The sequence below is a fragment of the Sporosarcina sp. GW1-11 genome (assembly GCF_033088395.1).
GTDB lineage: Bacteria > Bacillota > Bacilli > Bacillales_A > Planococcaceae > Sporosarcina.
In genome coordinates this window covers 234,079-255,594 of record NZ_JAPMIW010000001.1, presented here as the reverse complement: position 1 = coordinate 255,594, position 21,516 = coordinate 234,079, and the positions used below count along the sequence as shown (strand labels likewise).

The 21,516-nt window shown below is 39.7% G+C and carries 13 protein-coding genes and 1 tRNA gene; 13 read left to right on the top strand and 1 reads right to left on the bottom strand.

Annotation, left to right across the window (positions count from 1 at the left end; translation table 11 throughout):
- Nucleotides 1-71: 71 nt before the first annotated feature.
- From ORD22_RS01250 to ORD22_RS01205, 10 genes are all read left to right on the top strand, one after another.
- A complete protein-coding gene (locus ORD22_RS01250; RefSeq protein ID WP_317644026.1) occupies nucleotides 72-1,073 on the top strand; it encodes a TAXI family TRAP transporter solute-binding subunit in 1,002 nt (333 codons plus the stop codon).
- A gap of 92 nt (nucleotides 1,074-1,165) precedes the next feature.
- Nucleotides 1,166-1,690 (top strand): DUF1850 domain-containing protein, encoded by a 525-nt coding sequence (locus ORD22_RS01245; protein WP_317644025.1) that lies wholly within the window; start codon nucleotides 1,166-1,168, stop codon nucleotides 1,688-1,690.
- Nucleotides 1,680-3,710 carry a TRAP transporter permease gene (locus ORD22_RS01240; protein WP_317644024.1) on the top strand — a complete coding sequence of 677 codons (2,031 nt, stop codon included), beginning with the start codon at nucleotides 1,680-1,682 and terminating at the stop codon, nucleotides 3,708-3,710. Before ORD22_RS01245 ends, ORD22_RS01240 begins: the two co-directional genes overlap by 11 nt.
- Nucleotides 3,711-4,063: 353 nt before the next feature.
- Nucleotides 4,064-4,213, top strand: coding sequence for a hypothetical protein (locus ORD22_RS01235; RefSeq protein WP_317644023.1), 150 nt, complete (start codon nucleotides 4,064-4,066; stop codon nucleotides 4,211-4,213).
- Between the two features lie 192 nt (nucleotides 4,214-4,405).
- Nucleotides 4,406-4,478 (top strand) — tRNA-Val (locus ORD22_RS01230).
- A gap of 446 nt (nucleotides 4,479-4,924) precedes the next feature.
- A complete protein-coding gene (locus ORD22_RS01225) occupies nucleotides 4,925-5,971 on the top strand; it encodes a threonine aldolase family protein (protein ID WP_317644022.1) in 1,047 nt (348 codons plus the stop codon).
- Between the two features lie 453 nt (nucleotides 5,972-6,424).
- Complete coding sequence (locus tag ORD22_RS01220) at nucleotides 6,425-7,261, top strand: malate synthase (protein ID WP_317644021.1); 837 nt, start codon at nucleotides 6,425-6,427, stop codon at nucleotides 7,259-7,261.
- Nucleotides 7,262-7,528: 267 nt separating this feature from the next.
- A complete protein-coding gene (locus ORD22_RS01215) occupies nucleotides 7,529-8,422 on the top strand; it encodes an RluA family pseudouridine synthase (protein WP_317644019.1) in 894 nt (297 codons plus the stop codon).
- A gap of 216 nt (nucleotides 8,423-8,638) precedes the next feature.
- Nucleotides 8,639-10,744 (top strand): heavy metal translocating P-type ATPase, encoded by a 2,106-nt coding sequence (locus ORD22_RS01210; protein ID WP_317644018.1) that lies wholly within the window; start codon nucleotides 8,639-8,641, stop codon nucleotides 10,742-10,744.
- Nucleotides 10,745-10,838: 94 nt separating this feature from the next.
- Nucleotides 10,839-12,227: an aldehyde dehydrogenase gene (locus tag ORD22_RS01205; RefSeq protein ID WP_317644017.1), complete on the top strand. Its 1,389-nt coding sequence runs from the start codon at nucleotides 10,839-10,841 to the stop codon at nucleotides 12,225-12,227.
- On the opposite strand, the gene ORD22_RS01200 is transcribed toward ORD22_RS01205, so the two are convergent.
- Complete coding sequence (locus ORD22_RS01200; protein WP_317644016.1) at nucleotides 12,204-13,277, bottom strand: two-component system sensor histidine kinase NtrB; 1,074 nt, start codon at nucleotides 13,275-13,277, stop codon at nucleotides 12,204-12,206. The two genes, ORD22_RS01205 and ORD22_RS01200, sit on opposite strands and share 24 nt — an antisense overlap.
- 186 nt (nucleotides 13,278-13,463) lie before the next feature.
- On the opposite strand from ORD22_RS01200, the gene ORD22_RS01195 reads away from it, so the two are divergent.
- From ORD22_RS01195 to ORD22_RS01185, 3 genes are all read left to right on the top strand, one after another.
- Nucleotides 13,464-14,966, top strand: a complete 1,503-nt coding sequence (locus ORD22_RS01195; protein ID WP_317644015.1) for a UDP-N-acetylmuramoyl-L-alanyl-D-glutamate--2,6-diaminopimelate ligase — start codon at nucleotides 13,464-13,466, stop codon at nucleotides 14,964-14,966.
- 1,475 nt (nucleotides 14,967-16,441) lie between these two features.
- Nucleotides 16,442-18,016: a peptide chain release factor 3 gene (locus ORD22_RS01190; protein WP_317644014.1), complete on the top strand. Its 1,575-nt coding sequence runs from the start codon at nucleotides 16,442-16,444 to the stop codon at nucleotides 18,014-18,016.
- A 178-nt stretch (nucleotides 18,017-18,194) separates the two neighbouring features.
- Nucleotides 18,195-21,263 (top strand): efflux RND transporter permease subunit, encoded by a 3,069-nt coding sequence (locus ORD22_RS01185; RefSeq protein WP_317644012.1) that lies wholly within the window; start codon nucleotides 18,195-18,197, stop codon nucleotides 21,261-21,263.
- The last annotated feature ends 253 nt before the right edge of the window (nucleotides 21,264-21,516 follow it).

Genomic DNA, 21,516 nt, shown 5'->3' with positions numbered 1-21,516 from the left:
TGACAATCTAAAGCGCTTTCATGGTAGAATGATAATGTCTATGAATAAAATAGAAAAGGGGAGATTGTCGGATGAAGAAAAACTCACTTCGCCTATTGGCGCTAGTTTCCATGTTTGCCCTTCTAGTTCTAGCTGCTTGTGGAAATGATGAAAAAGCAGATGGAGACAAGGATGCAGATGGAAGCAAAGATGGAGGTAAGACTGAGCAAGAATACAAATTCTTGAGCTTGCTAACAGGTGGAACACAAGGAACGTATTATCCACTAGGCGGTTCTTTTGCTGAATTCATTACCGCAGAAACAGGTATCAAAACAACTGCTGAAGTATCTCAAGCGTCGGCTGCAAATATGACAGCACTAAAAGACGGAGATGCGCAAATTGCATTCGTTCAAACAGACATCGCATACTATGCATCTAAAGGTGAAATGATGTTTGACGGAGAAGTAATCGATGAAGTATCAGCGATCGGTGCACTATATCCTGAAACTGTTCAATTGGTTACACTGAAGAAAAACAATATAACAACATTTGAAGATCTAAAAGGTAAAAGTGTTTCAGTAGGAGCGCCAGGTTCAGGTACGTATGCAAACGCTGAGCAATTACTTGAAATTCACGGCTTAACAATGAAAGACATCAAACCTCAAAATCTTGACTTTGGTGAGTCTCAAGAGAGTCTACAAGCTGGACAAATCGATGCGGCATTCATCACGGCTGGAACTCCAACGGGTGCTGTTGAAGGTCTAAACGCGGTGGCTGAAGTGTTTGTTGTTCCTGTTGAAGATGCAAAAGCAGATGAGCTAATTGAGAAATATCCGTACTATGCAAAAGAAGTAATTCCTGCTGGAACTTACGGTTCTGACGTGGATACGCCTGCAGTTTCTGTAGGTGCTATGCTAGTAATGCAAAACGATATTTCTGAAGAGCTTGGTTATAAGATTACAAAAGCAATTTATGAAAATGCATCTAAAATCCAACATGCTAAAGGTGCTTTGATTAAGGCTGAGAGCGGCTTGAATGGTATCGGTATTCCGGTACACCCAGGCGCACAAAAGTACTTTGACGAAGTGAACTAATTAACTGAATGAATTGAAAAACAGAGCGGGGCGGTGAAGCGTAAAGCTTTATCCGTCCCATTCTTACTTTTTATGTAGGAAGGAAAAGGCGGATGAAAAGTAAGGTAATGGTTCTTCTGCTGATAATACTAACGGGTAGTTTCATGTTGTTATATTTGTTCTATCCATATAATCGAATGTTTGTACTAGAGGAAGTTCGAAGTGAGCGGCCGGTAGCGTATTACCTTCCATTACATACTGAACAGCAGTTTGAAATCAATTACATCCATTCCATTCACTTATCGAATGTGAAGGAACAATATACGATTACTGATGACGACAAGCTCCGTTTCGAATCTATGCAGTATGAAGATGTAGCCATTGGATTACCTGGTTACGCTGAAGAAGGCGAAACATTGGAGTTCAAGGATGGAATTTATACGCTTACATTCGAAAATCGTGTGATAGATTCTTTTGTTCTGTATGTGGGTAGAGTGAATACAGATCTATTTTTACGATATGAGCAAAAAGAGTATCCTCTGAAGGAGTATCTTGAGAAAGGTCAATCCTATGATTTTCATGTAGCGAAGGTGTCGAATATTACATTGTGGAAAGGAGTTAGACTAAATGGAAAATAATAAAGAAAAAGAAGTTCCGCGTATATCTGATGAAGAAATGAACACACTCTCTGAACAAGAGCAACTCGAAATTTTGCAAAAGTACGATCCTGAATCTAATACGCGGGATTTAAAAGGTTTATTCGGTAAGATTGTATTTTTCGGCTTGTTAGCATTTTCTATTTTTCAGCTGTATACAGCGATTGGTAAACCGTTCACTGCACAAATCCAGCGTTCGATTCACTTAGGATTTGCTTTATCACTTATTTTTTTATTATTCCCAGCACGAAAAAAGATTGGGGTCAAACGTAATAAAGTGCCGTTTTATGATATTATTCTATCTTTATTAGCTATAGCGGTTGGTTTATATTGGCCTCTTTATATGGATGAATTAGTATTTCGTGTAGGTCGAGTATCAGATGTAGATCTAATCATCGGTACGTTAGCTGTTTTACTTACGCTTGAAGCGGCTAGACGGGCAGTTGGATTACCAATTACAATTATTTCGGTTGTCTTTTTGATCTATGCATTTTTCGGACCATACTTTCCAGGATTCTTGGCACACCGAGGACAGAGCATAGAAAATCTGGTACAACTAATGTTCTTTACGACGGATGGGATTCTCGGTACGCCGATTAGCGTATCAGCTACGTTTATATTCGTCTTCCTGTTATTCGGAGCGTTCTTAGTGAAAACAGGTGTAGGGAACTACTTTAATGATTTAGCAGTTGTATTAGCAGGACGCTTAACAGGAGGCCCTGCGAAAGTAGCTATTTTCTCTAGTGCGCTACAGGGAACTATTTCTGGTAGCTCAGTAGCGAACGTTGTAGGATCAGGTTCTTATACGATTCCTATGATGAAAAAACTTGGGTACCGAAAAGAATTCGCCGGTGGAGTAGAGGCTGCGGCTTCTACAGGTGGACAAATCATGCCACCAATCATGGGAGCTGCGGCTTTCCTAATGGTTGAATTTATCGGTGGTGTAACGTATTGGGAAATTGCTAAAGCGGCAGCTATTCCAGCGTTGCTTTACTTTACAGGTATTTGGATTATGACGCATTTTGAAGCGAAGCGTGTAGGCTTGCAAGGAATGGATGCTTCTCAAATTCCTAATCGAAAAGAAACGTTGAAGAAAATTTATTTATTGCTTCCAATTGTCGGGATTATCGTCTTCTTATTAGCTGGTATTCCAACGATGAAAGCAGCGTTATTAGGTATTGTGCTGACGATTGTAGTTAGTTCATTCAGTAAAGATACGAGAATTGGTATCCGCGATATGATTCAAGCGCTAGTAGATGGCGCACGGACAGCACTCGCTGTTGCAGCGGCTACTGCTTGTGCAGGTATAATCGTAGGAGTTGTCGTGAAGACAGGTTTAGGACTTAGCTTGGCAACGGGCCTTATCTCGGCTGCTGGTGGTAATGTCTTATTAACATTAATTTTTACGATGTTTGCGGCAATTGTTCTCGGTATGGGTTCTCCGACGACAGCAAACTATGTTATTACGTCGACGATTGCAGCACCTGCTATCATTACGTTATTAATGCTTGACGAGCCTACAGGTGCAGCTGTACCGATTGTAGTGGCAGTTTCAGCTCACTTATTTGTCTTCTACTTCGGAATTATTGCCGATATCACGCCACCGGTTGCACTTGCAGCATTTGCGGCGTCTGGTATTTCGGGTGGAGACCCTATCAAGACAGGTGTTACTTCAGCGAAGCTCGCTATTGCAGCGTTTATCATTCCGTATATGTTCGTCTTCAACCCAGCAATGCTAATGCTTGACTCGAGTATAACGGAGATTGTCTGGGTGACGTTTACCGCCATTATCGGTATGGTTGCAATCGGTGCAGGGTTGATAGGGTATTGGTACCATAAACTGAACTGGATTATGCGTCTGGTGACAATTGCAACAGGTATGATGTTGATCTATCCAGAAACATATACTGATATAATAGGTCTTGTATTGTTTGCAATTTTGTTGGCGTTTCAGCTTCTATCGAAGAAGAAAAATGATCCACCACATCTTGCAACTAACTAAAAAATCTTGCTTGCTCAATTATTTGAGTAAGCAAGATTTTTTTAACCTTTTAACTATTTTTACAATCTAAAAGCTATCGAGTGAAGGAGTATAGTCCTAAGGTTTTCAGAAAAATAGCAACCTTCACTAGACTAGTAATCGTGAGGTGTTAGCTAGCTGTGGATAAAAGAAACATAATTAAATTGAAAAGTCAAGATTCCAAAGGGACGTAAAAAAGAGAAACATTTTTGGACTATTTACGCAGTTTTGCAAAGACTCATTCTGTATATACTACGAATAAGCAATTCGATAACAAATAACGGTGAACACATATTGATTCACAATTCAATAACAACTAGAAAGGAGAGAACGCTATGCAAACACAGGATATATGGTGGGAAACTGTATTTGAAGGACACTTAGCACACGGATTCAATAAAGAGCGTATGGGCGAACTAGATCAAGAAGAATTTTTGTATTTTGAAATTGAGCAAGTTGAGGAGCACTTAAATCAAATGCAATAAGTAAAGGGGGATTTTAAACTGAATCTGGTAAAATGCTTGCATGAAAATCAGTAATTTTTCTACTAGATTAGAAAAGTTACTGATTTTTAAATTCCCTATTTACAAAAGTTGAGGATGATGCTATTATAGTATTTGTGCTTAAGTAAGCTAACATGCTTACTTGATTCAAGTTTAACGAATACAATTTTTTACGTCCCGTTAGCTCAGTTGGGAGAGCACTTGCTCGACAAGCAAGAGGTCACTGGTTCGAACCCAGTACGGGGCATAGGTGCCAAACCTAAGTTATTTACCGTCGGAACACGGTTTTTAACAATAAGCAGTCCTATTAGACCGAATGTCTAGGGGCTGTTTTTTTATGTGTTGAAATTGAACTTATTCTATTTATTAGGATAGGATTATTTAAAAGGTGTTTCCAAACCAATGTGTTTTGCTGGTTTGGAAACACCTTTTGTTATTATAAAAACAATGTTCCAAAATGAAAATAGACGCACTTTTATAGTGACCGCATCTTTAAAAGCATAATATGAGTGTCGTCGCTAGTACTTATAAGGAGCTAATTGATTACACTCCTTCGATTGTTGTTGTTTGGTTGGTAGGTCGTAAAAAAAGTGATATGATTTATTCTACAGGTTGTTAAGGAAATGGGCTTATTGTCGAAGCGGTATCAGCAACGTAGTATGAACATTAGAATAAAAGTCTGGAGATGGAAAAATGATACGATTTGAAAATGACTATACAGAAGGAACGCATAAGCGAATTCTGCAGAGATTGATCGAGACTAATGAAGAACAGACTCCAGGATATGGCATGGACGAGCATTGTGAAAATGCAAGAGCTTATATTCAAAAAGCGTGTGATGCTGAAAATGCGGATGTACATTTTTTGGTAGGTGGCACTCAAACGAACACAACTATAATCGCGTCTATCTTGCGGCCGCATCAAGGGGCGGTGTCTGCAGTTAGTGGACACATCGCAGTACATGAAACGGGAGCCATTGAAGCTACCGGTCATAAAGTGCTTACTTTGCCTAGTGAAGATGGAAAAATCCAAGCGGTTCAGGTGAAAGAACTATATGATGCGCATTGGAATGATGTTACACATGAGCATATGGTGCAACCGGGCTTGGTTTACATTTCTAATCCTACAGAAAACGGAACGACCTATAGTAAAGCGGAATTGGAAGCTTTGAGTCAAGTGTGTCGTGAATGTGAGTTGCCATTAGTATTGGATGGCGCTAGATTAGGGTACGGCTTGGCGGCAAAAGATAGTGATTTAACGCTGACGGATATTGCAAAACTATGTGATGTATTTTACATTGGTGGAACGAAAATGGGTGCTCTGTTTGGGGAGGCAGTAGTCATCACCAATGAAACTCTTAAAAAAGATTTCCGTTATTTTATCAAACAAAGAGGCGGTCTGCTCGCTAAAGGCAGACTATTAGGCATTCAGTTTGAAACTTTGTTTGAAGATGGGTTATACAATGAAATCTCTGAACATGCTGTGGAAATGGCGATGATCATTCGAGAAGCGTTTGTTAAAAGTGGATTTTCATTACGTTATGATTCTACGTCAAATCAGCAATTCCCGATTTTACCGGATCACGTAATTTCGGAACTAAGCAAAAAGTATTCATTCTCCTTCTGGGAAAAAGTTGATGCTACAAATAGTGCAGTGAGATTTTGTACAAGTTGGGCTACTAAAAAAGAGCATGTAGAAATGTTAATAAACGATGTAAAGCATATTGCACTTAAAATATAATTGCGCTACAGTTCATTCGATGATTGGGCGCTTGATTAGGTACTAAATGTTGGTACAACAAAAAGTATAGCGACAAAAGGAAGGGCCGAAGCCGGTATGGATTCGAGCCTTTTTTATGTCCCAAGAAAAAGTAACGATTGTCCCCATACTACACTTGAGTAGTGGGATGTATAGTGTTTTTTTTACATAAATATAAACACAAAACACTAAATTGTACGATATATAAATATGGATTGTCAATCAAAAGTTTGATAAAATTCAAAATATATGGTATGATGTAGTTATATCAGTAATTGACAGGGCATTCGATAATCGTACGCAACTTCTTCCGACAAGAATTTGAGTGCGTTTTTTTGATTTAACGGTTGTTTGTTTGATTCGCTTAAATAGTTTTTGGATAAGTAGGTTGGGCAGGAAGAAATATCGAAATAATTATATGAGGAGTGTGGGTCGGTGAATTTAATTAATGAAGAAATAACTCATAAAGTGTTCGGTGAAGGAAATATTGTGGAACATGAGGAATCGGTTATTACCGTTAATTTTGATAAACATAGTAAAAAGTTTGTTTATCCAGATGCATTTAAAAAGTTTATTACATTAAATGATCGTAGTGCAGCAAAAACATTGAAGGAAGTTATTTTGAAAAAAGAAGAGGAAGAAGAGTTACTTAAAAGAAAACGTGAAGAAGAAAAAGCGATTCAGTTGCTTGAACAGCAACGAAGAGACATGCTAAAGAACCATAGTATTCATGAGAGCTCACAAATTGCTTTCTGGCTGGACGAGTCAATGCAAGAAGAAGTATTTACTGACTGGCAAGTATCTACTGGTAATGTTCAAAGTGGTAAAAATAAAGGTCAGCCAAATAGAGTAGCTCGTTTGCGTCCAAATAGCGCAAGTCTTCTTACTGCAAGAGCATCAGATCAACCCGAAACAGAAAGACGGATTCTTGGACTCTTCATGGTAAATGAAACGTTTACAGGCAATCTTGGCCCTGACGGTATGGTCCCTTCCCATGCACAATTAAGAATTGAGCTTACAGAACAAGAAGCAGAGCAAATGCCTTTCTGGAAATATTATAAAAATAAGAATTACCCTGATCGAACTTCATGGAATTCGGGAAGATTTCGTTATTTTGATAATATTTGGACTGCTCAAATCGTAAAAGATATCATTGCATTAAAAACGGATGAAGAGCAAATTAAAGTAGCTACAGAATTTCTGGAGTATTTCTGTAAATTGAATGCCATTGACATGAATAATATCCCAGAGGCGAACGGACCATTAGCTTAATATGAATTTATTGTTAGCAAACTCCATTTGCTGTTCAGGTATTGAAACTAAAAACTGATGGTGGGCTAGATATACCCTCCGTTAGTATACAAACAACCGAATAATTCACGAAATATACTATAAATCCCTTGCGACTTGACGTTGCTGAGGGATTATTCTGGTTATATCATCTTTCGGTGGGAAGAAGTAATTCAAGCATACAAGTTCAGAGGCTGTGGTGTATAATTTAACTACTATGCCTATTTAGGTGAGCAGGGGGAAGTTTTTATGAAGAGAAAGCAACAAGCAAATCGCGCTACGGAATATATAGTTCAAGAACCGATCGAGTTACTGCCATTTTTATTGAAAACTATGTCAAAGAGTAGTCGGAATTCGGTTAAGTCTATTCTTACGCGTGGACAAGTTAGTGTAGATGGGCAATCGGTGAAACAACATAATTATTTACTCCAACCAGGTCAGAAGGTAGAAATTCAAAGTAACAAAGCGTCACTAAATCATTCGAAATTAGTTGGCGTAACCATTTTACATGAAGATGAAGATCTCATTGTAATTAATAAAGAAGCAGGACTCCTTTCTGTAGCTTCTAAAACAGAAAATGAGATGACTGCCTACCGTCAAGTGACAAATTATGTTAAAAGTAGCCGTCCTCAAAATAGAGTATTTGTCGTGCACAGATTAGATAAAGACACATCCGGCGTGATGATGTTTGCTAAAAATGAAAAAACACAACAAACGCTACAAACTACTTGGAATGAATCAGTTAAGGAGCGTATGTACACGGCTCTTGTTGAAGGAAAAGTAGTAAGTGATTCAGGTACAATCACTTCTTGGTTAACTGAAAATAGTGCATTTAAAGTATATTCAAGTCCATTTGATAATGGTGGACAACACGCAATTACACATTATAAAAAAATACAGTCGAACAAAGAATATTCGTTGTTAGAAATTCTTTTGGAGACAGGTAGGAAAAATCAAATACGCGCACATATGGAAGAGCTTGGTTATCCAGTTGTAGGAGATAAAAAATATGGTGCAACTAGTAATCCACTACGTAGGTTGGGGTTACATGCGACCGCTTTGTCCTTCCTTCATCCACGAACCGGCGAATTGGTTCGATTTGTAGCGGAAGTGCCACCGATGTTTAGTACGCGCTCAAAATAGTAGAATAAGACAATCGTGAAATAGAGAGTGATCTCAGTAAGTAGCTGACTAGACCATATGTCTAGGGGGCTGCTTTTTTTATTTATACATTCAAATAGAAGTTTGAATGAATAAATTGACAACTATATCTGATTTGCATATACTGAAAGTAATCAATCAAACGAACGATTGAATGAAATGTTTAACACTCTCAGATGCGTTGAAAGGACTGGTAATATGGCTGCCGAAAAAAATGTTTATCGTTTACAAGGATTGACTTGCACAAATTGCGCTGCGAAATTCGAAAAAAATATTCGGCAAATTGATACGGTGGAAGATGTGCAGTTAAACTTTGGTGCATCTAAGTTAACAGTGACTGGTGATGCTTCGATTCTACAATTAGAAGAGGCGGGCGCATTTGATGGCATAAAAGTATTTCCTGAAAAACAACGTGTCATTAAGCAGCATATACCGTTCTGGAAAAAACGAGAGAATCAGACGACAATTGCTTCGCTTATCCTATTGCTTGCCGGTTACGGTGTGTCTACGTCCAATGGGGGCAACAACTGGTTATCTATCGCGTTATTCCTGGCGGCTATTTTAATCGGTGGCTACAGCCTTATGAAAGAAGGGTTACGTAACCTTTCCAAACTAGACTTTGATATGTCTACGCTTATGACGATCGCTGTCATTGGGGCGGCGTTGATCGGTGACTGGGCAGAGGGTGCTGTTGTAGTGTTCTTATTTTCAGTCAGTGAAGCATTGGAAAGCTATTCGATTGATAAAGCTAGAAACTCGATCAGTTCTTTAATTGATATAGCACCTTCAACTGCCATTGTGTTACGTGGTGGTAAGGAGTTTGAAGTAGATGTTGAAAACTTACAAATAAATGATGTCATCTTGATCAAACCGGGCCAAAAGATTGCGATGGACGGAGAAGTGATTCAAGGAGATTCATCTGTTAATCAGGCAGCTATTACAGGCGAGTCCGTACCTGTTCATAAAGTACTTGGTGATGAAGTGTTCGCGGGGACATTGAACGAAGAAGGTTCTTTGCAAGTGCGTGTGACGAAGCTTGCAGAGGATACGACGATTGCAAAAATTATTCATTTAGTTGAAGAAGCACAAGCAGAAAAAGCACCGACGCAGCAATTTGTTGATCGTTTTGCTAAATACTATACACCAGCAATTCTTGTCATTTCATTATTAATTATGGTGATACCGCCACTTACGATGGGAGGGTTATGGGGCGAATGGTTCTATAAAGGGCTCGTCGTACTCGTTGTAGGCTGTCCGTGTGCATTAGTTATTTCGACACCTATAGCGATTGTTACAGCGATTGGTAATGCCGCGAGAAACGGTGTACTCATCAAGGGTGGTATTCACTTAGAAGAGACGGGACAAATTAAAGTTATTGCCTTTGATAAGACCGGTACGTTGACTGAAGGGCGACCTGAAGTGACAGACATCATTTCTGTTTCTTCTATGACTGAGGATGAAGTGCTTCTTCAAGCGGCATCTATCGAGAAATTCTCTCAGCATCCACTTGCTTCATCCATAATGAGAGCGGCGGAAAAATTAACTGATAGCTTGATTGAAGTAGAGAACTTTCAGTCGATAACTGGAAAAGGTGCGAAAGCCGTAATAGATGGTCAGTTAGTACATGTCGGCAGTCCGAATTTGTATAGAGAGATGAGTCCGCTTGGATCTTCATTTGAACAGCAAATTCTTGACCTTCAACAGCAAGGGAAGACGGTTATGATGGTGTGGTCAGAAAAGGGCCTGAACGGAATAATAGCTGTGGCGGATCAAGTTCGAAAAAGTAGCTTATCAATTATTCAAAAGTTGTATACAATCGGTATTGAAAAAACGGTAATGTTAACAGGAGATAATCATTCTACAGCCAAAGCGATTGGACAGCAATTAGGCTTGTCAGAAGTGAAAGCGGAATTACTGCCACATGAAAAAGTACAGATGATTAAATCCTTAAGACAATATGGAAAAGTAGCCATGGTCGGTGATGGTGTGAATGATGCACCGGCTTTAGCTACAGCGAATGTTGGGATTGCAATGGGCGGCGCTGGTACAGATACAGCGCTAGAAACTGCTGATATTGCGCTCATGGCAGATGACTTGGAAAAACTACCTTATACGATCAAATTAAGTAAGCGAACGAAACAAGTAATTTTGCAAAACATCTCCATTGCACTTGGCTTAAAAGTACTTGCGCTGTTACTCATAATTCCAGGTTGGTTGACATTATGGATGGCGGTTATGGCAGATATGGGTGCGACAGTGATCGTTGTGTTGAATTCTTTACGGTTGATGAGAAACAATGTATAACGAAAAACACCGGATGAATACATCGTCTGGTGTTTTTTATGTTCGATGGAATGATAGAATAGATAGTAGTAAGAGAATGAGGAGTGTGAATGATGTGGGGATGACAAGTAACGAGTTAGAAATCATCATGAACAAACAGAGAAAATATTATGTGTCGGGTGTGACGCGGAGTATTGGATTTCGTATAATGATGTTACAAAAACTATATGATGCGATTGAGCGCCATGAGAAAGAAATTTCAGAAGCACTTCATAAAGATCTACGCAAACCCCCACTGGAAGCATATGTGACGGAAATAGGATTTGTTTTATCAAGCATTACACATACAATGAAACATTTGGATGAATGGATGACGCCTGAAAAAGTTAAGACACCGATTCATTTGCAACCAGCCACAAGTTTTATCGTCAAAGAGCCATATGGTATTGCGTTAGTTATTGGGCCATTTAACTATCCATTACAATTGCTGCTTGACCCGTTAGTAGGTGCGATTGCTGCGGGGAATTGTGCAGTATTAAAACCATCAGAAGACGCTCCTTATATAGCGAGTCTTGTGGAGAAATTGATTGCTAATACGTTCCCATCAGAATATGTCACTGTTGTACAAGGTGGAAAAGAAGAGACTCAGCTTCTATTAAAAGCACCTTTTGACTATGTATTCTTCACGGGTAGCGCAAACGTTGGAAAGATTGTTATGCACGCTTGTGCAGAGCGATTAACACCGCTGACGTTGGAGTTAGGTGGAAAAAGTCCGGTAGTTGTTGACAGCACTGCGGATATACGCAAAGCTGCTGAAAAGATTGTCTGGGGTAAGTTCTTGAATACAGGTCAAACGTGTATTGCGCCAGATTATGTTTTGGCAGATGTATCGATCTATAATCAGTTGCTTGAGGAAATGAAAAAAGCAATTGAACGATTTTACGGTAAAGATGCTCAGAAAAGTGCGGATTATGGGCGAATCATTAATGAGCGTCAGTATCAAAGACTCGTAGACATTTTAGAGGCAGACGAAATGTATATCGTAGAAGGCGGTCGTACGGATGCTGAAGATCTTTATATCGAACCGACGCTCCTCGCTTTACCAGATTGGGATCAAGCGAGTATGCAAGAGGAGATTTTTGGACCGATTCTTCCGGTACTTCCATATGAGAGTTTAGGATTGGCTATTCAACAAATCAGCAAGCTCCCTAAATCGCTAGCAGCTTATTTCTTCACAGAAAATGATAAAGCAGCAGATCATTTTATTGAAAACTTACCATTTGGCGGTGGGTGTATTAACGACACCATTTCACATGCAGGTAATATCCATCTTCCTTTTGGAGGTGTTGGACCGTCTGGTATGAATCAGTATCACGGGAAAGCTAGCTTTGAAACGTTCTCCCATTCAAAGTCGATTATGAAAAAGAGTACAGCTGTAACGTTGTCAGTAGGTTACCCGCCTTATAAAGGAAAGCTTCCTTTAGTGAAGAGATTCATTCGATAAAGGTAAGCAGATCGTAACTTTTGTTCCTGCGTGCTCGATACTTTCAATGTCGAGTGACCCGTAGTGATCCAAAATAATCTTTTTCGAAATAAGGATACCGAGTCCCCTAGCCCCATCTTTTGTAGTGAAAAATGGCTGGTCAATCGATTCTAAAGTAGAAGGACTCATACCGGAACCGTTATCCACAATCGTTATACAAATAAATTGATCCAGAAGTTTTACGGTGATGTCTATTTGTCCATCTTGTCCAATGGCATCGCAGCTATTCGAAATAATATTGCTGAATACTTGTTTTAAAGAATATATATTCCCTAGTATCAAAGTGTCATGTGTTGGTGTATGAAGACGGCAAGTGATTGCACGATTACTGAACGTTGCGTCATAATCACTCATCGCTTCTTGAATCACTTCTAAAGTTGAAACCATGGTTTGATTATGAAGTGAAGGGGTAGCTAGTTCTAAGAAATCGGTTATGAGTTGATTTACATTGTCGACTTCATTTTCCATGATTGTTGTGAAATTCCTATAAGGGTTTTCTGCATCCTTATTCATCATTTGAATGAAACCAGTAATTGCGGTCATTGGATTTCGTACTTCGTGTGCTAAAAAAGAGGCAATAGTACTTAGATTTTTAAGTCTAAAGAGCTCTGCCCTTTTCTGTTCAAGCAGAAGACGTGACGTGATATCATGTGTACTATATGAAATGGCTATCACTTCATCGTATTCATTAAATATAGGCAACATATCTATTTCGGCGTGAAACGTTGAACCGTCTTTACGTCGTTCGATTACACGTACATTTTTAAAGGTTTTACCTTCCTTCATTTGATCGCGCCGGGCTTTACCTTTTTTTATTTCTGTTTCGGGATAAAAATCAATGACTTTACCTATGCATTCATCCATTGTCCAGCCGTATAATTTTTCGAATGCAGGATTACAACAGATCATCGTATCATCTATGTTACATACAGAAATAGCATCTTGCGATTGTTTGAAAAGTTGTTCCAAATAATTATAGAATGTAGGTGTATTTTTTAGTTGTGTAGACATTATGTTCACTTCCTAATCTATTAATAGCCTAGTGACTGTCCAAGGTGGATGTGAGTAGAGAATATGCGTATGATGGAAGTATCTGGCTCTCTATATACTACCTCATTTCTTATACGATAAAATATATTTTGAACGAAAATTGTGATATTAATTTGATTGATCTACTTTTTTATTGGAGGAAATCTTATGAATACGAAAGAACTTCTATCTGTACTGCCTGTGAAAACTATAAAAGGTACTATGCCCGAACGTGTTACTGATTTAGCGGTTGACTCCAGAGCTGTTCAAGACGGAGGGGCGTTTGTTTGTCTGAAAGGTTATACAGTGAATGGCCATCAGTTTGTAAAACAAGCAATTCTAAGTGGAGCACGCCTAATTATCGCATCTGAACCTATTACAGTAGATGAAGAACGTATCGCGGTTGTATACGTCGAAGATACAACGAAAGCTATTCAATTACTTGCGGCCAAGTTTTATAACTATCCATCCAAACGTATGACGATGATCGGTGTGACTGGTACAAACGGCAAAACAAGCGTTAGCAATATTATTCACGATATGTTACGCCAAGCCGAAGAGAAGACAGCGGTGTCTGGAACAATCGGCTTCAAGCTAAATGATATATTATATGAAACAGAAAATACAACGACAGATGTACTGACGACACAGCAAATGATTGCTCAAGCAGCGAGTGAAGGATGCCAGTCAATGACGATGGAAGTGTCTTCTCATGGTTTAGTAGAAGGACGATTGGCGGGGACAGAATTCGATATTGCGATCTTTACCAATTTGACGCATGATCATTTGGATTATCATAAAACGATGGAAAATTATAGTGCGGCAAAAGGTTTGTTGTTTGCGCAGCTAGGGCAACAATTGGATCAACAGAAATTCGCCATCGTCAATGCAGATGATCCGTGGAGCAGTAAAATGTCGGAGATGACCTCATTTCCGCTATTCACTTATGGTATTCACGTCAAATCTTCTTTTCAGGCTACAAACATTCGAATGTTTTCCAATAAAACAGAATTTCAATTGTTGGCACCTGATGGTACGCATTCAGTCACAATGCCTTTAATCGGTGAGTTCAACGTCTACAATGCATTGGCAGCTGTAGCCGCATTGTACGCGAAAGGAATGGCGATAGAGGAGATTCTACCGTTACTTGCTACAGTTTCTACTGTGAAAGGTCGCTTGGAAAAAGTAGAAACAACATTACCGTTAACTATATTTGTTGACTATGCACATTCTCCGGATGCGATTGAAAAAGCAATCGCCACTGTTCAGCCTTTGAAAAAAGAGGGGAACCGCTTACTGTTCTTAATCGGAACAGGTGGCAACCGGGATCGCTTAAAGCGCCCAATCATGGGAGAAAAAGCAGCGGCCGCGGATTATGTAGTGTTTACGACAGATGATCCGAGAGACGAGTCCTATGAATCGATTGTGTCGGAGCTAAGCGCAAGCATGCCTCATAATCAGTTTGCATGTATTGGGGATCGAGAAGAAGCTGTGCGGTATACAATTGAAATGGCTAATGAAGGGGATATTATTATCTTTGCTGGAAAAGGTCATGAAGATTTCCAAATCATCGGTAAGACGAAATATCCTCATTCAGACGCAGCGATTGCACTGGATGAAGCGGCTAAGAAATTTGGAAATGCTTCTGTAGTGAATAAATTCGATCGGTAATTGCTAGACACTTCATGACGCATGTATATAGTGAGGTAATTCATCACTGTACTCGCGCTTACTGCTTGTAAGGCACTGCGTTTGATGAGGAGAAGTACGTTGTGTCGTTCATTAAAGTTGTGTAGTGATTCAGTGAATTCAGGACATTTTAATAACCATCTGTATATATTGAAGTAATTCATCATTAAAGTCACTTCGGCGCTTGCGGATGGCTCCCGCAATAAGCCAGATAGGAAGGGCACCTATCCGTCTTATTGCTCCGCCTACCGCTTATAAGGCGCCTGCGTTTGGTGAAGGTAAATAAGTGACATAGTACGTTGAAGTTAGTAAGGGATTCAGTTAGTTCAAGACACTTCAATCCGCTTCTGTATGTAGAGAAATAATTCGTCACTGAACCCACTTCGGCGCTTGCGGATGGCTCCCGCAATAAGCCAGATAGGAAGGGCACCTATCTGTCTTATTGCTCCGCCTACCGCTTGTAAGGCGCCTTCGTTTTTAAGTAGTAGTAGTTAGCAAGTACATTGATGTCAAAATGTGAAATTCAGTAAGTTTCAAAGACTACCAACACTACTCTGTACTCACTAGCGTAGGCACAACTGCGGGGTCAGCCGAAACAAAGAGACAGCTAGCGCCTTTTGCTAGTTGGCTCTTTGTGGGAGGCAATCCCCCACGTGCCGAAGCGGTGATAGAAAGCCGACCTTTACTAACATTAGTATCGAAATAGAGTCGTGGAACGATCCAACACAAAATGGATTTTCCCTGTAACATAGCCTACTAAAACTACTCTGTACTCACTAGCGTAGGCACAACTGCGGGGTCAGCCGAAACAAAGAGACAGCTAGCGCGACTTTCGCTAGCCGACTCTTTGTGGGAGGCAATCCCCCACGTGCCGAAGCGGTGATAGGAAGCTGACCTTTACTAACTTCAGTACCGGAAATGTTAGTAAGGGATTCAGTAAGCCCTAGACACTTCAATCCGCTTCTGTATGTAGAGAAATAATTCGTCACTGAACCCACTTCGGCGCTTGCGGATGGCTCCCGCAATAAGCCAGATAGGAAGGGCACCTATCTGTCTTATTGCTCCGCCTACCGCTTGTAAGGCGCCTACATTTTTTAAGTAGTAGTTAGCAAGTACATTGATGTCAAAAAGTGAAATTCAGTAAGTTTCAAAGACTACCAACACTACACTGTACTTATTAGCGAAGGCACAACTGCGGGCTCTTTGTGGGAGGTAATCCCCACGTGCCGCAGCGGTGATAGAAACCAAATCGTCTCTATCTTCAGTACCGAAAAAGAATTAAGCAACGACCCGACACCAAGTGGTTTTAAAACATACACATACAAACTAAAACTAACGGTCAAATGAACGTCTAGCTTTGAGAGCGTAGAATTATTTTGGTGATTCATGAAAAAGCATTGAAATGCTTTGCCATACTCTCTATGATAGAAAACGTAAAACAAAAGGAGAGTACCCTGATGCAAAAGAATATACATGATGAAATAACTTCACGGAGAACGTTTGCGATTATCTCGCACCCGGATGCCGGTAAAACGACAATAACTGAAAAACTTCTATACTTTGGCGGCGCGATTCGTGATGCGGGAACAGTTAAAGGAAAAAAGAGTGGAAAATTTGCGACTTCCGACTGGATGGAAATTGAAAAACAGCGTGGTATTTCTGTTACATCTTCCGTTCTCCAATTTGACTATGATGGAAAACGCGTCAATATTTTAGATACCCCTGGACACGAAGATTTCAGTGAAGATACATACCGTACGTTAATGGCGGTAGATGCTGCGGTGATGATGGTGGATTCAGCTAAAGGTATCGAGCCTCAAACGATCAAGCTCTTTAAAGTATGTAAAATGCGTGGTATTCCGATTTTTACATTTATCAATAAAATGGATAGACAAGGTAAAGAACCATTAGAGCTTATGGAAGAACTAGAAGAAGTACTTGAAATTCAATCATATGCAATGAATTGGCCGATCGGTATGGGGAAAGAATTTCTCGGTATTTACGATCGTTTTAATAAAAGAGTGGAATTAGCGCGTCCAGAACTAGGTGAACGTTTCCTTCCGATCGATGAAGAAGGAGAACTTGCAGTTGAACATTCCATGACGGAAACTTCTTACTATAAGCAAGCGTTGGAAGATATTATGTTATTGAATGAAGCAGGTAATGATTTCGATGAAGAGCGGATTGCTCGAGGTGAACTGACACCTGTGTTTTTCGGTAGTGCTTTGACGAACTTTGGTGTGCAGACGTTCCTTGAAACGTTTTTGCAGTTCGCTCCATCTCCACAATCGCGAAAGACTAAAGAAGGTAACGATGTAGATCCGGAGTCAGAAGTGTTCTCAGGATTCATCTTTAAAATCCAAGCGAATATGAATCCGGCGCACCGAGATCGTATTGCGTTTGTCCGAATTGTATCGGGTGAATTTGAACGGGGAATGTCGGTGAATGTACCTCGACTATCCAAGACCTTTAAATTGACGCAAACTACACAGTTTTTGGCGGATGATCGCGAAACGGTAGATGAAGCAGTGGCTGGCGATATTATCGGACTCTATGATACAGGAAATTATCAAATTGGCGATACAGTCGTTGGTGGTAAAGGTAATTTCGAGTTTGATGCCTTACCTCAATTCACACCAGAATTATTCGTCCGTGTAGCTGCTAAAAACGTTATGAAATCGAAACAGTTCCATAAAGGGATTTTACAGTTAGTACAAGAAGGTGCGATTCAATACTATAAGACATTGCATACGGAAGAAGTAATCTTAGGTGCAGTAGGTCAGCTTCAGTTTGAGGTGTTTGAACATCGTATGAAAGCAGAGTATCACGTGGATGTGCAAATGGAAACAATGGGATCTAAAGTCGCACGTTGGATCGAGAATGAAGAAGATGTAAAAGAATCAATGGCGGGACAACGTGCGTTGCTTGTGAAAGATCGTCATGATCGAAAAGTATTCCTTTTCGAAAATGAATTTGCTATGCGTTGGTTCCATGATAAATATCCAGATATTCGTTTGTATAATCTTCTTTAAAATTTTATTACTTACAAACCCGGTCGGATTAATTGTAATCTGTCCGGGTTATTTGTTAAAATTGCGAATGATTGAACTAATAATTGGTATGTTAGGAAAGTTGTATAGTTAAGTTCAATAGTGCGAATGATCAACCAGATATTCGTTATATATACTTAGCGTAGAGAGGAATAATATAATGAAAATTAGTAGTTTTTCAGTTAAACGGCCGGTTTTCACGTTGGTCACTATGTTTTTAATTATTATTTTGGGAGCCGTTTCATTTTTTAAGATTCCCATCACATTAATTCCGGAATTAAATCCGCCTGTCGCAGTAGTCGTTACGAACTATCCAGGTGCTTCTCCTACAGAAGTTAGTGAGAAAATAACGAAACCACTAGAAGAAAGTTTATCGACGGCTCCAGGATTAAAATCTATGCAATCATCTTCACAAGAAGGTGCGAATTTAATCTTCTTAATGTTTGATTGGTCTTCTGTAATTGATGATGTCCAAATGGATATACTACAAAGAATTGATCAAGTACCAATGCCAGATGGCGCGAATAAGCCGCGTTTCATGAAGTTTGATCCATCTCAATTCCCGGTCATCCAGCTATCCCTACGAACGATAGATAAAGAAGCGGATATTAGAAGTATCGCGGAGGACTTGGAAAAAGAGTTGCGCCGAATTGATGGTGTAGCAAGCGTTAACGTGTCAGGGAAAGTTATTGAAGATGTACAAGTGATTTTAGACCCTGAAAAGTTAAAAGAGTTCAACCTCGCTCAGTCAGATGTTGTGCAAATGATTCAGGCAAGTAATGTTTCAATGCCAGGAAATCCGATAGATACGAATGATGGTAGACAATTAACGACAAGAATTATCAGTTCCATCCAAAGTATTTCGGATATTCGCGATATTCAGTTAGGTGTAAATCCGTTAACGGGTGACAAGATTACCGTTTCTGATGTAGCAGATGTTGCGCTACTTGAACCGAAAGTGCAGACAGAGACGCGAGCGAACGATGAACAAGCTGTGTTATTGTCCGTTCTTCAGGAATCGGGAGCTAATACAGCAACGGTGTCAAAGGAATTCAAATCTTCATTAGATGAATTGCTTAAAAAAGACGTATATAAAGACATTGAATCTGATGTTCTATTTGACCAAGGAGACTATGTGAAACTTGCGATCGGTAATATTGGACAGTCGCTCATTCTCGGTGGATTGTTCGCGATGCTTGTATTGTTTATCTTCTTGCGCGGTATTAAAAGTCCGATTATTATTGGTGTGGCAATCCCTTATTCCGTAATTGTTACATTTGTCCTAATGTATTTTGCGGATTTCTCGCTTAATATTATGACGCTCGGCGCATTAGCTTTAGGAATCGGGATGCTCGTCGATAATGCTATTGTAGTAATTGAAAACATTGAACGCCACTTAGCGATGGGTAAACATCCAGAAGAAGCCGCAAAAGATGGCTCGAAAGAAGTGGGCGGTGCGATTACTGCATCTACGCTCACTACACTTGCAGTATTTGTGCCGGTTATCTTCATCAGTGGGTTAATCGGACAAATCTTTACAGAATTTGCATTGACTATTTCGTTTAGTTTATTTGCATCGTTAGTCGTCGCATTGACTGTTGTACCGATGCTTGCGAGTCGGTTGCTTAAAACTCCTGATGAATTGACGAAGGCGAAAAAGCAACGTTCAAAAGGGTGGAAGACATTCGAGAAAACGGTCGTTTGGGCACTGGGGCATCGCGTGATTGTTCTTGTGATGACTACAATTTTACTAGGGGCCGGTGGATTTGGTCTATTAAAAGTTGGAACAGAATTTTTACCCTCCACGGATGAAGGTTTCTTTAGTATTAATGTAAAGCTTCCGAATGGCTCATCCTTAGATTCAACAAATGATGTTGTCAAACGAATCGAAGAGAAAATTAAAAATGAAAAAGATGTAGAAGTATATGTAAGTTTAGTCGGCGGAACACAGCAGAGTATGGCACAAGGTGGATCTGAAGGAAATATGGCTGAAATGTATGTCAAACTAGTTCCTTTAGATGAGCGTGATCGCTCTGTATTTGAATTTGTTGATGAAGTACAACCAACTGTGTTAAATGAAGTAGGTGAAGACGCAGATGTTAGTTTCAACATGCAGACAGCTGCTGGTTCTAGCCCGAATACGTTAACGTTTTCATTGAATGATACAAATGAAGAACGTTTAGGAGAAGCAGTTACGAAACTCGATAAGAAATTACGCGAAATGAAGACTGTGACAGAAGTGGAAAATGATTTAGTTGATACGGTGGAAGAAGTAAAAATCGAAGTCGATCGACAAAAAGCTTCAGATGTCGGCTTAGCTCCTTATCAAATTGCACAAACGGTCAGCGATGTCACGCGAGGAGTGTTTGCTACACAAATCGTCTTTGGAAAAACAGGCGATGTAGTTGGTGTAAACGTCGGTTACGATGAGAAATTCCGCAACAGTGTAGATAAATTAAAAGAATTGGAATTGAAAACACCGCTAAATACATTCGTAAAATTAAAAGACGTGGCGGATGTTAAAGTAGCAGAAGGTCCTGTCGCTATTCAGCGTGTAGACCAAGCGCATTCAATTACATTTACATTGAAGTATCTTTCTAGTGAGACACTTGGTGATATGACGAAGCGTGTTAACGAGATAGTTGATGATTTAGACTTGCCAAGCGAAGTCGAACTTTCATACGGTGGGGACCGTGAATTATTCGAAAGTGCGATTAATGATATGTTATTGGCGATTATACTCGCTGTCGTATTAGTTTATATCGTTATGGCGGCGCAGTTCGAATCATTTAAATATCCATTCGTTATTATGTTCTCTGTTCCACTCATGATTATTGGTGTATCTTTAGGGCTTTTCATAACGAATACACCGGTCAGTGTGACGGCGGTTATTGGGCTTCTCATACTTGTAGGTATTGTTGTGAACAACGGGATTGTCTTAGTCGATTATATCAATCAAAGAAAAGAAGCTGGCCTCAGTTCGTACGATGCAATCTTGTCATCTGTCAGAGACCGCGTGCGACCTATCCTTATGACAGCTTTAACGACAATCTTGGGATTGCTGCCTCTGGCCTTAGGACTTGGCGAAGGTTCCGAATTGAATCAACCGATGGGAATTGCAGTCATTGGTGGATTAATCAGTTCAACATTCTTAACGTTGTATATCGTACCAATCATCTACAGCTTGTTCGATCGTGAAACACGCCGAAAAGCGAAAGTGAAAGCATAATATTTTAAACGAAAGACCAGCAGAGAGTAAAACTCTTTGCTGGCCTTTTTTATGTGTAACGTGATGCGTATAATTTATGTGTATCAGAAGTACAATGGTAGTAAGAATAAGTTCCTTTCAGGTGTACTGAAATTGAATAGTTCTACAGACGCCGCCTAAATCATTTGCAATGAGAAGTTATTATGTTATAATATTTAAAAAGCACCCAATAACTTAATAACTTTTGACGCAATGTCAAAGGGGAGTAGCTATA